Source organism: Paracoccus sp. NFXS7 (assembly GCF_040148865.1).
Taxonomy (GTDB): domain Bacteria; phylum Pseudomonadota; class Alphaproteobacteria; order Rhodobacterales; family Rhodobacteraceae; genus Paracoccus; species Paracoccus marcusii.
Window position 1 is genome coordinate 352,859 of the sequence record NZ_JAKEKV010000001.1, and the last position, 14,529, is coordinate 367,387.

At 67.8% G+C, this 14,529-nt stretch carries 16 protein-coding genes and 1 tRNA gene; 8 read left to right on the forward strand and 9 right to left on the reverse strand.

Annotated elements, in window-relative coordinates:
- The 8 genes from LZ686_RS01775 to LZ686_RS01810 all read right to left on the reverse strand — a co-directional run bounded on the left by LZ686_RS01775 (window position 1) and on the right by LZ686_RS01810 (window position 7,087).
- Window positions 1-909 (reverse strand): DMT family transporter, encoded by a 909-nt coding sequence (locus LZ686_RS01775; protein ID WP_349546812.1) that lies wholly within the window; start codon window positions 907-909, stop codon window positions 1-3.
- 97 nt (window positions 910-1,006) lie between these two features.
- Window positions 1,007-1,750: a YebC/PmpR family DNA-binding transcriptional regulator gene (locus LZ686_RS01780; protein ID WP_045981286.1), complete on the reverse strand. Its 744-nt coding sequence runs from the start codon at window positions 1,748-1,750 to the stop codon at window positions 1,007-1,009.
- A gap of 124 nt (window positions 1,751-1,874) precedes the next feature.
- Window positions 1,875-2,102 (reverse strand): hypothetical protein, encoded by a 228-nt coding sequence (locus LZ686_RS01785; RefSeq protein ID WP_045981287.1) that lies wholly within the window; start codon window positions 2,100-2,102, stop codon window positions 1,875-1,877.
- Between the two features lie 122 nt (window positions 2,103-2,224).
- Entirely contained in the window at window positions 2,225-4,009 is a 1,785-nt protein-coding gene (locus LZ686_RS01790; RefSeq protein ID WP_045999020.1) for an SLC13 family permease, read from the reverse strand.
- Window positions 4,010-4,111: 102 nt separating this feature from the next.
- Complete coding sequence (locus LZ686_RS01795; protein ID WP_349546813.1) at window positions 4,112-4,927, reverse strand: TIGR00282 family metallophosphoesterase; 816 nt, start codon at window positions 4,925-4,927, stop codon at window positions 4,112-4,114.
- 100 nt (window positions 4,928-5,027) lie between these two features.
- Window positions 5,028-5,234, reverse strand: a complete 207-nt coding sequence (locus LZ686_RS01800) for a cold-shock protein (RefSeq protein WP_042248736.1) — start codon at window positions 5,232-5,234, stop codon at window positions 5,028-5,030.
- Between the two features lie 155 nt (window positions 5,235-5,389).
- A tRNA-Thr gene (locus tag LZ686_RS01805) sits at window positions 5,390-5,464 on the reverse strand.
- A 30-nt stretch (window positions 5,465-5,494) separates the two neighbouring features.
- Entirely contained in the window at window positions 5,495-7,087 is a 1,593-nt protein-coding gene (locus LZ686_RS01810) for an ABC transporter permease (protein WP_349547115.1), read from the reverse strand.
- Between the two features lie 229 nt (window positions 7,088-7,316).
- On the opposite strand from LZ686_RS01810, the gene LZ686_RS01815 reads away from it, so the two are divergent.
- The gene (locus tag LZ686_RS01815) at window positions 7,317-8,192 is read left to right on the forward strand and encodes a hypothetical protein (protein WP_273743338.1); all 876 of its coding nucleotides are present in this window, start codon (window positions 7,317-7,319) and stop codon (window positions 8,190-8,192) included.
- Between the two features lie 30 nt (window positions 8,193-8,222).
- Here the strand turns inward: LZ686_RS01815 and LZ686_RS01820 are convergent, their stop codons facing one another.
- Window positions 8,223-8,474 carry a DUF2312 domain-containing protein gene (locus tag LZ686_RS01820; protein ID WP_042248738.1) on the reverse strand — a complete coding sequence of 84 codons (252 nt, stop codon included), beginning with the start codon at window positions 8,472-8,474 and terminating at the stop codon, window positions 8,223-8,225.
- Window positions 8,475-8,585: 111 nt separating this feature from the next.
- On the opposite strand from LZ686_RS01820, the gene LZ686_RS01825 reads away from it, so the two are divergent.
- From LZ686_RS01825 to LZ686_RS01855, 7 genes are all read left to right on the forward strand, one after another.
- A complete protein-coding gene (locus LZ686_RS01825; protein ID WP_295165982.1) occupies window positions 8,586-8,813 on the forward strand; it encodes a hypothetical protein in 228 nt (75 codons plus the stop codon).
- 7 nt (window positions 8,814-8,820) lie between these two features.
- Window positions 8,821-9,270 (forward strand): D-aminoacyl-tRNA deacylase, encoded by a 450-nt coding sequence (gene dtd / locus LZ686_RS01830; RefSeq protein ID WP_045981292.1) that lies wholly within the window; start codon window positions 8,821-8,823, stop codon window positions 9,268-9,270.
- A gap of 387 nt (window positions 9,271-9,657) precedes the next feature.
- Window positions 9,658-10,899, forward strand: coding sequence for a DEAD/DEAH box helicase (locus LZ686_RS01835; protein ID WP_045981350.1), 1,242 nt, complete (start codon window positions 9,658-9,660; stop codon window positions 10,897-10,899).
- A gap of 111 nt (window positions 10,900-11,010) precedes the next feature.
- Window positions 11,011-11,583, forward strand: a complete 573-nt coding sequence (locus LZ686_RS01840; protein WP_349546814.1) for a thymidine kinase — start codon at window positions 11,011-11,013, stop codon at window positions 11,581-11,583.
- A gap of 88 nt (window positions 11,584-11,671) precedes the next feature.
- Window positions 11,672-12,826: a D-alanyl-D-alanine carboxypeptidase family protein gene (locus LZ686_RS01845; RefSeq protein ID WP_045981294.1), complete on the forward strand. Its 1,155-nt coding sequence runs from the start codon at window positions 11,672-11,674 to the stop codon at window positions 12,824-12,826.
- Window positions 12,826-13,422: a dTMP kinase gene (gene tmk, locus LZ686_RS01850; RefSeq protein WP_349546815.1), complete on the forward strand. Its 597-nt coding sequence runs from the start codon at window positions 12,826-12,828 to the stop codon at window positions 13,420-13,422. The genes LZ686_RS01845 and tmk overlap by 1 nt, the downstream gene beginning before the upstream one ends.
- Window positions 13,419-14,528, forward strand: coding sequence for a DNA polymerase III subunit delta' (locus LZ686_RS01855; RefSeq protein WP_349546816.1), 1,110 nt, complete (start codon window positions 13,419-13,421; stop codon window positions 14,526-14,528). The genes tmk and LZ686_RS01855 overlap by 4 nt, the downstream gene beginning before the upstream one ends.
- The last annotated feature ends 1 nt before the right edge of the window (window position 14,529 follow it).

Consider the following 14,529-nt stretch of genomic DNA (forward strand, 5'->3'; position numbering starts at 1 on the left):
TCAAACCTTGGTGGCGCTGACCGGTGGCGTGACGGTGCGGGCGCGGATGCGCGCCTCGCGCCAAGTGATATAGCTGATCGCCCCGATCATCAGACCGCCGCCCAGGATCACCCATGGGTCCAGCGGCTCATGAAAGACCAGCACGCCGATTAGGCTGGCCCAGATCAGCTGCAGGAACGTCACCGGCTGCGTGACCGTCAGCGGCGCAGCCGCAAAGGCCCGCGTCATCGTGTAATGGCCAAGCGTCGCAAAGACCGCGACCAGCGCCAGCCAGCCCAGCTGGCCCATCGTCGGCGGCACCCACTGCGCGATGGCCAGCGGTGCCAGGCCGACTGATACCGTCAGCGACATCATCGCCACGACTACCGCCGCGGGCACGCGATCCGACAGCTGCTTGGCGATCAGATAGGACAGACCGAAGGCGACAGCGGCCAGAACCTGGCTAAGATGCCCGGGGTCCAGCTCCCGCAACCCCGGCCGCAGTACGACCAGCGCGCCCATAAGCGCCACCGCCACCGCCGCGATCCGCCGCGAGGCCAGCTTTTCACCCAGGAAAAGCGCGGCGCAGATCGTCACGATGATGGGGTTCAGAAAGCCGATGGCCGTCACCTCGGCCACGGTGATGCGCGACATCGCATAGAACCACGCGACCACCGCCACCACGTGCAGCGCGCCACGCAGCGCGAACAGCCCCCAGATCCCCCGCGAAAACCCGCCCCGCAAGGCGCTGGTGATGACCGGGGCCAGAAACACCAATCCGAACAGAAAGCGGATGAACGCTGCCTGTGCCGCGGGCAGCGCGCCGTCCAGCCCGCGCACGATGGTGTTGACCGCGACAAAGCACAGCCCTGTCGCCAGCATCCATCCGATGCCGATCAGGTCGCGGCGTGTCTCGCTTTGCATCTGCATGATCTGCAATTGCCGCCTTTCCCGGCGGCGCGCAAGGCGCAAAACGCAAGACGGGCCGCCCCCGATGGGAACGGCCCGCCCGCGCGATCGACGGCGATTACAGTTGCGCCGCGATCTCTTCCGAGATGTCGAAATTGCCGGTGACGGTCTGGACGTCGTCGTCATCCTCCAGCGTGTCGATCAGGCGCATCAGCTTTTGCGCGGTCTCAAGGTCGGTGACCTCGGTGGGCGCCTGCGGCTTCCAGATCAGCTTGGCGGTGTCGGATTCGCCCAAGGACGCCTCCAATGCGCTGGACACCTCGTTCAGCGCGGTGTCGGCGCAATAGATCCAGTGGCCCTCCTCGTCGGATTCGACGTCGTCGGCCCCGGCCTCCAGCGCGGCCAGCATGACCGTATCGGCATCGCCAGCGGATGCGGGATAGACGATCTCTCCGACCCGGTCGAACATGAAGCTGACCGAACCGGTCTGGCCCATGTCGCCGCCCGACTTGGTGAAATAGCTGCGCACGTTCGACGCGGTGCGGTTGCGGTTGTCCGTCATCGCCTCGACCACCAGCGCGATCCCGTTCGGGCCGTAACCCTCATAGCGGATCTCGTCATAGGTCTCGGCGTCGCCGCCCTGCGATTTCTTGATAGCGCGGTCGATCACGTCCTTGGGGACGGACTTCGACTTGGCCTCCTTGACGGCCAGGCGCAGGCGCGGGTTCTTTTCAGGATCGGGGTCGCCCATCTTGGCGGCCACGGTGATCTCTTTCGCCAGCTTGGAGAACAGCTTGGACCGCAGCTTGTCCTGCCGGCCCTTGCGGTGCTGGATGTTGGCCCATTTGGAATGCCCTGCCATGTCGGGTCGTCCTTCGTGCGGAAACTGGAATATGGCCCGCTTCTAGTCCAGCGGGCACCCCCATCGCAATGCGAAACGCGGCCCCAGGGGGCCGCGCGGTGGTCGTCCGGTGATCGGGCGCGCCTTACAGCGCGGCGGAACCGCCCAGGATGCGGCGGACTTCGCCGTCGCGGGTCAGACCCTTGGCCGACAGTTCGGCATCGGACATCTGGCTCAGGCGGTTCAGCGCGCGCATCTGCGGGCTTGCCTCGGCCAGAGCGATCATGAAGCGGCCCACGGCACGGAACGGCGCCAACAGCGAGCCGGCCGAGAAACCGGTGGATTTGTGATCGACAGAAGCGATGGTCGCCATGTGGAAACTCCTTGCATAGGACAAAGTCGTTTCCTCCCCTGCGCCCTAGATCGGGGTTTTGCCCCCCGATCGCAACCGCCGATGCTGCATGGCAGCATTGCAGTCGCGGCAAGCGCAAGGCGTCAGGGGACCAGCGGCCACAGGATGGGGATGATCAGGCACGCCACGATGCCGCAGATGATGTCCAGCGGCACGCCCACCTTGACGAAGTCAGAGAACCGATACCCCCCCGGTCCATAGACCATCATGTGCGTCTGATAGCCGATGGGCGTCGCAAAGGCGACGGTCGCCGCGAACATGACGGCCACGACATAGGGCCGCGGGTCATGGCCAAGGGTCGTGGCCAGAGCGATGGCAATGGGCGTCAGCAGGACGGCGACCGCGTTGTTCGACAGGACCTCGGTCAGGATCAGGCCCAGGAAATAGACCGCGATCAGGGTCAGGAACGGCGGCAGGTCCATCAGGTGCGGCGCCAGGAAGTCGACGATCAGGTTGACCGTCCCCGTATGTTCCAACGCCTCGCCCACGGCCAGCATGGCGAAGATCATCGCCATCAGGCGGCCGTCCACGAAAGAGAACGCCTCTTCGGCGTCGACGCAGCGGGTGATCAGGATCACCGCGGCCGCCAGAAAGGACAGCGCCAGGATCGGGGCGACGTTCAGGGCCGCCAGCGTCACCACGGCCAGCAGGCAGATGATCGCGATGGGGGCGCGATTGCGCCGATAGGCCCTCGCCGAGGGGCGCGAGACGTCGACCATCTCCATGTCGGTGGCCAGGCGGCCGATATCCTCGGGCGCGCCCTCCAGCAGCAGGGTGTCGCCCACGCGCACCACCAGGTCGTCCAGCTGGCGACCGATGTTCTGGTTCCGCCGGTGCGCCGCCAGGACATAGATGCCATAGCGGCGGCGCAGGCGCAGGTCGCCAAGGCGTCGACCGATCAGATGGCAGCCCGGCGAGATCAGGACCTCGACGGTCTCGGTTGCGACCGAGCCCAGTTTGTCCAGCATCTGCAGGTTCTTGTTGTCCAGCATCTCCAGCAGGTCGGACATCTCCGACCGCAGGACGACGCGGTCGCCGGGGGCCAGCACGACCTCGGGCAGGTTGCGGCGCAGCGACGCGTCGCCCCGCAGCACATCGATCAGGCGCACCGCGTCGCGCTTGAACAGCGCCACCTCGGTCACGGTCTGGCCGACAAGGGACGAATCCTCGGGGATCGCGACTTCGGTGAAGTACTTCATCTCGCGGCGCGACCCCAGGAAGCCGGCCAGCGAGGTGCGTTCGGGCAGAAGCTTGCGCCCGATCAGCAGGAAATAGGCGATCCCGGCAAGGGTGATGGCGATGCCCACCGGGGCGATCTCGAAGATCGTGAAGGGCTCCATCCCGCGTTCGCGCGCCACCCCGTCGACCAGCAGGTTTGTCGAGGTGCCGATCAACGAGATCATGCCCCCCATCAACGTGAAATAGCTAAGCGGCATCAACAATTTGGACGGCGTTGTTCCAAGCCGCAGCGCCAGCTGGATGCAGATCGGGATCATCACCGCGACGACCGGCGTGTTGTTCATTACCGCCGATGCAACGATCACGAAGCCGAACAGGCTGGCCACCGCCAGCATCGGATTGGTGTCGGCGCGGGCCGACACGATGCTGGACATCAGGTCCAGCGCGCCCGTCCGCATCAGGCCGCCCATCAGCAGGTACATGAAGGCGATCGTCCAGGGTGCGGCATTCGAAAGCACCCCCGCCGCATCCTCGACCGGCAGCAGCCCCAGCACCATCATGGTCGCCGCCGAGGCGATGGCGATGACCTCGGGCGGGTGCTTTTCGCGGATGAAGAGGACAAAGGTGATGCTGACGATGATCAGCATGGCAACGGAAGCGGTCGTACCGGTCAGTTCAAAGCCAAGCATGAAGATCCTGTCTCGTCACACGGCCCGGATGCGGCCCCGACATCGGGGTGTAGAGCAGTTTTCTGCGCTGCCGCAAGCGAAAGTTGAAACGGTGCCGGCGGGTCAGGCCGGATGCGTGGCCGCCAGCCGACCGCCGTCGCGCACCGGCTGGACGCTGCGCGCCTGCCCCGTGCGGTCGTCCGTCTCGACCAGCACGCCGGACAGCGTCGCCTCGCCATCGGCGGGCACGAAGCGGTCGCGAACCATGCCGGTGATGAAGCGGCGCAGCGGCTCTGCCTTGTCCATACCGATCACGCTGTCATAGTCGCCGCACATTCCCGCATCGGTCAGATAGGCCGTGCCGCGCGGCAGGACCTGCGCATCGGCCGTGGGGACGTGGGTGTGGGTGCCCACCACCAGGCTGGCGCGCCCGTCGCAGAAATGACCCACGGCCATCTTCTCGCTGGTCGCTTCGGCATGGATGTCGACCAGGGCGGCCTGCACCATGCCGCCCGGCGGATGGGCGCGCAGCACGCCGTCCAGCGCCGAGAACGGATCGTCATAGGGACGCGACATGAACACTTGGCCCAGGGCCTGCACGATCAGCGCCTTGCGCCCGCGCTGGTCGCTGATGATCGTGTGACCGCGGCCCGGCGCCTCGCGCGCGAAGTTCAGCGGGCGCACGATCCGCGGTTCGCGGTCGATGAAGGCCAGCATGTCCTTTTGATCAAAGGCGTGGTCGCCGAGCGTCAGGCAATCGGCCCCCGCCTCCAGCAGCAGCTGCGCGTGACCCGCGGTCAGGCCCCGCCCGCCGCTTGCGTTCTCCGAATTGACCACGACAAGATCGGCCTTCAGCCGGGCGCGCAGCCCCGCCAGCCGTTCGGTGATCGCCCGACGGCCCGAACGGCCCATCACATCGCCAAGAAACAGAATTTTCATGGGGGTCTGCTATGCCAATCTGCGTGCGGCCTCAAGCGCGCACATGCAAAAAGGGCTGCCTTGCGGCAGCCCTTTCATATCGTCGCCGTAAGGCGTCGGATCAGACGAACTGAACGTTCGTTGCCGATTCGCGACCGTCGCGGCCACGCTCCAGCTCGAACGTCACCTTCTGGCCGTCGGCCGGAGCCGACAGGCCCGCGCGCTCGAGAGCCGAGATGTGCAGGAAAACGTCCTGGCGGCCGCCTTCCGGTTGAATGAAGCCGAAGCCTTTGGTGCTGTTGAACCACTTCACGGTGCCGTTGGCCATCGTGAGATCTCCTGTCTTAGTGTTCCACCCGCAGTATGCGGTGGCTTGGCCGTCAGATTAACAAAGCAGACTGAAGGCAGAAGCAGACAGGATGCAGAGAATTTAACGTAGCCATGCCTAGATAGGGCGGACAGGGCCTTAATGCAAGGGAAACTTGGTGCCGGCTGAGGGATTTGAACCCCCGACCCCCTGATTACAAATCAGACGCTCTACCACTGAGCTAAGCCGGCATCGTCGTCCGATTACCAAGCCGCCCGATGTTACGCAAGCGGCGGCTTCGTGTGCCTTGCACCGCCCAGGTTGGTGCGCGCCAGAAGCGCGACCGCGGCCAGCCCTACGGCCATCACCAGCAGTGCCGCGGGCGCGGCGTTGCCCAGATCCTCCAGGCTGGCGCGTTCGTGGGTGCGGGTGGCCAGCGTCTCGAAGTTGAACGGGCGCAGCAGCAGCGTTGCGGGCAGTTCCTTGACGCAATCGACGAAGACCAGCAGCAGCGCCGCCCCCACCGACCCGCGCATCATCGGCAAATAAACCGCGCGCAGCACTCCGGCATTGTCGCGCCCCAGCGACCGCGCCGCCATCGGCAGCGACGGCGGCACCCGCGTGAAGGCCGCGTCGATCGCCCCCTGCCCGATCGCGAAGAAACGGACCAGATAGGCCAGCACGATGGCCGTGCCCGTGCCCGTCAGGATCAGCCCCGGATCGGTGCCCGTCACCGCCAGCCAGCCATCCGCGACCCAGTGGTCCAGCGCGGCCAGCGGGATCAGCAGGCCCACCGCCAGCACCGCCCCCGGCGCGGCATAGCCGATGGTCGTGACCGGCATCAGCAGGCGCGGCAGCGCCCGCCCCGACAGGCGCGTGCCATAGACCATGATCAGCGCCATCAGCACCGTCAGCACCGCGGCGATACCGCCCAATGACACCGTGTGCCACGCGGCCCGCACCAGCCCCGGCGACACCCAACCCTGCGGATAGGCCAGCGCATAGGTCGCGATCACCCCCACCGGCAGGACGAACCCCATCGCGAAGGGCAGCGTGCAGGCCAGCGTCGCCAGGACCCCCGGTAGGGCACGCAGGCGCTGGCGCTGGATCGGCCGCGGCTGCCGGGCGCTTTGGTGATAGCGCGCATTGCGGCGGGCAAAGCGTTCCCACAGCGACAGAAGCACGATGATGGCAAGCATCGCGCAGGCGATCTGGGCGGCACCGCCGGCGTTCCGACGCTCCAGCCAGGTGGTGAAGATGCCGGTGTTCAGGGTCTGGACCCCGAAATAGCTGACGACGCCGTAATCGGCGACCGCCTCCATCATCGCGATGGCCGATCCCGCCACGATGGCCGGGCGCGCCAGCGGCAGGCCAACGCGGGCGAACAGGCCCCAGGGGCCGGTGCCCAGGGCGCGTGCGACCTCGTATGCGCTGCCCGACTGTTCGTGCAGCGCGGCGCGCGTCAGCAGATAGACATAGGGATAGAGCGCGGAGGCCAGCACCACGATCGCCGCCTCCAGCGAGCGGATGCGGGGGAACCAGTAGTCGCGGGCCGTCTCCCACCCGAACCAGCCGCGCAAGGCGATCTGGACCGGGCCGGAATAATCCAGGAAATCGGCCAGTGCATAGGCGCCGATATAGGCGGGCACCGCCAGCGGCAGCAGCAGCAGCCACTGCAGCACGCCGCGGCCCGGAAAGTCGTACATGCTGACCAGCCAGGCCGCCCCGGTGCCCATCGCCGCGGCCAGCAGTCCCGTCCCCACCGCCAGCGCGACCGTGTTGCCGAAATAGCGGGGCATGACGCTGGACAGCAGATGCGGCCAGATGTTGTCGGTGGGATTCAGCGCCAACCAGACGACCGACAGGACCGGCATCAGCACCAGCCCCGCGACCAGGACCGCGGCGACCGACCATCCGCGTCCGCCCCCCTGGCGCAGGGCATGATCGTGACGGCGGCTGCGGGTCGGTTCTGGGGCTGTCCGGGTCATGCCCAAGGGCGATATGCCAAAGCGGTTTGACTGTCCACGCCGGACGGTTAATCTGCGCGCCACAACCAGGGTGGGCTTGCCCGCCGCAAGGCCAAGAAAAGACGGGACAGTTCAGATGCAGATGGTTTTCCACCTGGGGGTGCACGGCACCGACCGCGACCGCCTGCTCAAGACGCTGCTGAACAACCGCGCCGCCCTGCAGGGCATCGGCACCGAGGTGGTCACCCCGAACCGCCACCGTGGGCTGTTCGACGAGGCGCTGGCATCGCTGAACGGCGGCACGGCCACGCCCGAGATGGAACAGATCATGATGGACGCGATGCTGGAAAGCGACGATCCCAAGCGGATTGTGATGTCCACCTCGACCTTCATGGGTGCGCCGGGCCGGGCCGTGGGGCGCGACGGGCTCTATCCGCAGATAGGCATGCGCGCGGCCGCGCTGTCGCGGCTGTTCCCGTCGGCGCAGACCGAGTTCTTTTTGGCGATGCGCAATCCAGCCACCCTGCTGGCCGAGGTCCTGCCCCAGTTCAGCGGCGGCGGCTATGACGACCTGATGCAGGGCAACCACCCGCTGCAGCTGCGCTGGCGGCTGGCCATCCAGAAGCTGGTCCGATCGGTTCAGGGCCGCCGCCTGGTCCTGTGGTGCCACGAGGATGTGCCGCTGATCTGGCCCGAGGTGGTGCGGCTGATCGGCGCATTGCCCGACGGCGTGCCGCTGGCGGGAAACATGCCCTACATGTTCGACCTGCTGGGCCCGTCCGGGATGGAGAAGCTGCGCGCAGCGATGGCGGGCCGCGACCAGACCAATGTCGCGCAGCGCCGCCAGATCTATTCCGACGTCCTGGCCGCCCATGCCCTGCCCGAGGTGCTGGAGCAGACCGTCGACCTGCCGGGCTGGACGCAGGAGCTGGTCGATCAGGTGACGGAAAACTATCGCGCCGACGTGGCCGAGATCGCGGTCCTGCCGGGCGTCGAGTTCATCCTGCCCTAGGGCCGCGCGGGCGGCCCCGGGACGGGTGCGTCAGACCATGCCCAAGGCGGCCTTGTACATGTCCAGGATCGCCTCTTCCTCGGCGATGTCGTCCTTGTCGCGGCGGCGCAGGGCGATGATCTGCTTCATCACCTTGGTGTCGTATCCGCGGGCCTTGGCCTCGGCCATCACCTCTTTCTGGCGTTCGGCGATGTCCTTCTTTTCGGCCTCAAGCTGCTCGAACTGTTCGATGAACTGGCGCAGCTCGTCCGCGGCCACCCCATAGGCTTGATCGTCCTGCATCGGATTCGTCCCTTCTTGCGCGTTTGCACCGGGTGTTAGGCGGTCTTGTTGCGGGGTGCAATCGCCGCTAGGGGACGGTCGCGAAACCCCGCTTTGCGCAAGGAGACGACCATGACCCTGTTCGACTGGATCATCTGGAGCGGCGCGGCCCTGACCCTGTTCGGGCTGGGCGCCCTTGTCTGGTGCATCTGGACCGTCAGCCGCGCCCGCGCGCGGGGCCTGGACGACGCGGCGCTGCGCGAGAAGATGCGCGGCGTGCTGGCCGTGAACATGGGCGCGCTGGCGGCATCGGTCATCGGCCTGATGATGGTCGTGATCGGCATCGTGCTAGCCCGGTGACCCGACGATGAGGGTCCTGATCCAGCGCGTCACCGAAGCCCGCGTCACCGTCGACGCCCAGATCGTGGGGCAGACGGGGCCGGGCCTGCTGATCCTGGCCTGCGCCATGCGGGGCGACGACGACGCGACCGCCGCGGCGCTGGCCGGGCGGGTAGCGCGGCTGCGCATCTTCCGCGACGATCAGGGGCGGATGAACCGGTCGGTGCTGGACACGGGCGGCACGGCGCTGGTCGTCAGCCAGTTCACCTTGGCCGCCGACACCCGCAGCGGCAACCGCCCCGGCTTCTCCTCGGCCGCCGCGCCTGACGATGGCCGGCGCCTGTACGAACGCTTCGCTCAGGCGCTGTGCGACCTGGGGGTCGCCACCGAAACCGGGCGCTTTGGCGCGGATATGCAGGTGGCTTTGGTCAATGACGGGCCCGTGACGATCTGGATGGACAGCGCCGACCGCGCCTGACCATCCAAGGGCCGTGCCTGACGGGGCTTGACTTTCACGTCATTTCCGCCCATCTGACCCCCATCGCCGTCCGCTGCCGCGTGAGCAGCCTTGGGCCCCTGCCCGACGACGCCGACACCCAATCCAGTTTCCCATTCACGCGGGGAGGCAGCAGGCATCCTCGTATCGCGCCTGCACCCCTGCCACTGGCCGCGCCTTGCGCGGGGCCCCTGCCTTTGCGTCCGATACGGGGGACGGAAGGGACGAAAGATCCTGATGGAACAGAACAACACCCGCCGCCGCCCCAACCGTGGCGGCAAGTCCACCCCCGCCCGCCCGCCGATCCAGGCCAACGAAGGCCGCCGCGCCCCCGCCCGCGAACCCGTCATCACCGGTCCCTTCGCGGATATGGGGATCGACCACCGCATCAACGCCAACATCATCGCGATGGGCCTGACCACGCCCACCCCGATCCAGGAACAGGGCATCCCCGCCATCGTGCAGGGCCGCGACGTGCTGGGCCTGGCCCAGACCGGCACCGGCAAGACGGCGGCCTTCGGCCTGCCGATGCTGACCCGCCTGATCAACTATGGCAAGAAGCCCGACCCCAAGACCTGCCGCGCGCTGATCCTGGCACCGACCCGCGAACTGGCCACCCAGATTGCGACGAACATCGACGCCTATGCCGAGGGCACGCCGATCCGGTCGTTCCGCGTCGTGGGCGGCGCCTCGATCAACACCCAGACCGAGCGGTTGTCGCGCGGCGTGGACGTGCTGATCGCCACCCCGGGCCGCCTGATGGACCTGATCGAGCGTCGCGCGATCAGCCTGGAGGCCACCACCTATCTGGTGCTGGACGAGGCCGACCAGATGCTGGACATCGGCTTCATCCACACGTTGCGCAAGATCGCGCGGATGCTGCCCCGTGAACGCCAGACGCTGATGTTCTCGGCCACCATGCCCAAGCTGATGTCGGAGCTGTCGGACACCTACCTGACCAACCCGGTCAAGGTCGCCGTGAACCCGCCGGGCCAGGCCGCCAAGAAGATCGAACAGGGTGTCCACTTCGTCAGCCAGGGCGACAAGGCCACCCTTCTGGCCGAATACATGTCCAAGCACACCAACGAGCTGGCCATGGTGTTCGGCCGCACCAAGCACGGCTGCGAAAAGCTGGCCAAGCTGCTGGAAAAGTGGGGCTTTGCCGTCGCCGCGATCCACGGCAACAAGAGCCAGGGCCAGCGCGAGCGTGCGCTGGAGGCCTTCCGCAAGGGAGAGACCAAGGTGCTGGTCGCCACCGACGTGGCCGCCCGCGGCCTGGACATCCCCGAGGTGGCGCATGTCTACAACTACGACCTGCCGAACGTCCCCGAGAACTATGTCCATCGCATCGGCCGGACGGCGCGTGCGGGCCGTGACGGTCGCGCCGTGGCCTTCTGCTCGCCCGCCGAACTGGGAGAGCTGCGCGCCATCGAGAAGGCCATGAAGAACGCCATTCCGGTGATCGGCGGCGACGTGCCCTCGGCCGCCGCGGCCGCAGCGGCGGGTCCTGCCGGCGGTGCACAGCGCGGACGCGGCAAGCCGATGGACGGGGGCGCCCACAAGCGTCCGGCACGCCGCCCGTCGCGCGCGCCCAAGAGCCGCACCGCCTGATCGCTGCCGCAAGGCGGAATGGGTATCTGGACAACGAACAGGCCGCCGGGGCGCAATCTCCGGCGGCTTTCGCTTGTCGCGCGTCATGCGCGCGGGTATGGGCCGGGCACCATGGCAAAGCTGTATTTCAACTATTCGACGATGAACGCGGGCAAGAGCACGCTGCTGCTGCAGGCGTCCTACAACTATCGCGAACGCGGGATGGAGACGCTGCTGCTGACCGCGGCGCTGGACGACCGCGCCGGCAGGGGGCGCATCGCCAGCCGGATCGGCATCGCCGACGAGGCGCTGTCCTTTGACAGCGGGTCCGACCTGCTGACGCTGGTGGCGCAGACCGCGCCGCGCCCCGCCTGCGTGTTCGTCGACGAGGCGCAGTTCCTGACCGCGGACCAGGTCTGGCAGCTGGCCCGCGTGGCCGACGACCTGGGCATTCCGGTCATGTGCTATGGGCTGCGGGTCGATTTCCGGGGCATGCTGTTTCCGGGATCCGCTGCCCTGCTGGCGCTGGCCGACGACATGCGCGAGGTGCGCACCATCTGTCACTGCGGCAAGAAGGCCACCATGGTCATCCGCCGCAACGAGGCGGGACAGGCGATCACCGAGGGCGCACAGGTGCAGGTTGGCGGGAACGAGACCTATGTCTCGCTCTGCCGCAGGCACTGGCGCGAGGCCACGGGAAACTGATCACGATTGCCCCGCCCCGGCCATGGCGCGTTGCGGGGCGGATTGGGTTGATGTAACCATCATGGAAAACAACCTAGGGGGACTTATCATGCGCGGATTCCTGATCTGGGTGGCGGCCGTGCTGGCCATGACGGCCCCCGCCAGGGCCTTTGACACGACAGCATCGGCCGCGTGGGTCTATGACGTCCAGACCGGCACCGTGCTGATGGAGAAAAACGCCGAGACGCCGCTTCCCCCGGCCTCGATGTCCAAGCTGATGACCCTGACCATGCTGTTCGAGGCGCTGCGCGACGGGCGCGTAAGCATGGACACGACCTTTCCGGTGTCCGAGAAGGCCTGGCGCATGGGCGGGTCCAAGATGTTCGTGGAACCAGCCGACCGCCCCTCGGTCGAGGATCTGATCCACGGCATCATCATCAATTCCGGCAACGACGCCTGCGTCGTCGTGGCCGAGGGCCTGGCCGGGACCGAAGAGGCCTTTGCCCGCCAGATGAACGAACGAGCGGCGCAGCTGGGACTGACCCACACGACGCTGACGAACGCCTCGGGCTGGCCCGATCCGGGACATCGCATGTCGATGGAGGATCTGGGTCTGCTGGCCACCTACATCATCACGGAATTCCCGGATCTCTATCCGAACTTCGCCATGACCTCGTTCAACTACAAGGGCCGTGTGCCGTCGAACGCGGGCAACCGCAACCCGCTGCTGTCCATCGGCACGGGCGAATGGACCGCCGACGGGCTGAAGACCGGCCACACCCAGGAGGCTGGATACGGCCTGGTCGGGTCGGCCATCCAGGACGGGCGTCGCATCATCTTCGTCATCACCGGCCTGACAAGCGACCGTGCCCGGGCCGAGGAATCCGAACGCCTGGTCAACTGGGCATTCCGCGAATTCAGCATGCGCACCCTGGTCCCCGCCGGAGAGGACGTGGCGCAGGCGCCCGTCTGGCTGGGCACCCTGTCGCGCGTCGGCCTGACCACCCAGAACGGCGTCAACGTCCTGGTTCCCGCCGGCGTCCAGGACCAGGTCAAGGTCGAGGTCGTCTACGACTCTCCCGTTCCAGCGCCCATCGCGCGGGGGGACCGCCTTGGCCAGTTGGTCGTGACCATCCCAGGCACGCGCGACACCGTCACGCCCCTGATCGCCACGCAGGACGTCCCCGAGGCCGGGCTGGTGGGCCGCATGAAGGGGGCCGTGATGCAGCTTGGCCAGCGTGCCATCACCGCCGTCACCGGCTGATGCTGATCAGCCTGGAAGGCATCGACGGCTGCGGCAAGTCCACCCAGTCCCGCCTGCTGGCCGACGCGCTGCGGGCGCAGGGCCGCGAGGTTGTGCTGACCCGAGAGCCGGGCGGCAGCCCCGGCGCCGAGGAGATCCGCCGCCTGCTGGTCGAGGGGGCGGGCGAACGCTGGTCGCCCGAGACGGAATGCCTGCTGTTCACCGCCGCCCGGCGCGATCATCTGGAACGCACGATCCGACCCGCGCTGCAGGCCGGGCAGGTCGTCGTGACCGACCGGTTCGCCGACAGCACCCGCGTCTATCAGGGTGCGGCGCGGGGCGACCTGCGGGACATGGTGGACCGGCTGCACGCGCTGATGATCGGGGTCGAGCCGGATCGGACCTTCGTCATCGACATCGACCCAGAAACGGGGCTTGCCCGTGGCACTGCGCGCGGCGGGGCCGAGGACCGCTTTGAAAGCCTGGGGCTGGCCTTCCAGCAGCGGCTGGCGACAGGCTTTCGCGCGCTGGCCGACGAATATCCCGACCGCGTGCGGCTGATCGACGGCAAAGGCAGCGCCGCGGACGTGTCCGCCCGCATCATGGCCGCGTTGTGAAGACCGAGGCCGCCGACATTCCCGAACCCGACCGGGTCCCGGGCGCACCCCATCCGCGTCACACGACGCGCGTGATCGGTCAGGACGCGGCTGCGGCGGCGTTCCTGCAGGCCGCGCAGGGCGACCGGCTGCATCACGCCTGGCTGCTGACCGGGCCACGCGGGGTCGGCAAGGCGACGCTGGCCTGGGCCATCGCGCGCTGGCTGCTGGCCGAGAGCGGGCGGGCCGACCTGGCCGTCGACCCCGACATGCCCGAGGCCCGCCGCATCGCCGCCCTGTCCGAGCCGCGCCTGGCCCTGATCCGCCGCCCCTGGGACGATAAGACCGGCCGCCTGCGCGCCGAGATCACCGTGGACGAGATCCGCAAGCTGCTGTCCTTCTTCCACCTCTCGGCTGCCGAAGGCGGTCGCCGCGTGGCGATCATCGATGCCGCCGATGATATGAACATTCCTGCCGCCAACGCCCTTCTGAAAGTGCTGGAGGAGCCGCCGTCGGATGCGCTGATCCTGCTGATTGCGCATCAGCCCGCACGCCTGCTGCCCACGATCCGGTCACGCTGCCGCACGCTGCGCCTGTCGCCGCTGCCGCCGCGACAGATGTCGGCGATCCTGTCCGACATGGGCCTGAACGAGGATGCCGAGGCGCTGTCGGCCCTGTCCGACGGATCGGTCGGAGAGGCGCTGCGGCTGGCCGGCCAGGGGGGGCTTGACCGCTATCAGGACCTGGTCGACCTGTTCGCCACCCTGCCCCGGCTGGACCGGCTGGCGGCATCCAAATTCGCCGATGGCGCGGCGGGGCGCGCGGGCGCCGATGGCGACCCGTTCGATCTGACCATCACCGTGCTGGACCGCTTCGTTACCCGGCTGGCGCGGGCGGGGCTGATGGGCGCGCCGCTGCCCCAGGCCGCGCGCGGCGAAGGGGCTTTGATGGCGCGGCTGTCACCCGACGACCACGCCGCCCGCATCTGGGCCGAGGCGCAGGCCCGCCTGTCGGCGCGTGCCCGCACGGGACGGGCGGTCAACCTTGACCCTGCCGCGCTGGTCATGGATATGGTGCTGGAACTGGCGCAGCTGCCGCCCGCGCAAGCGTCCCTGACCAAGGCCTGAC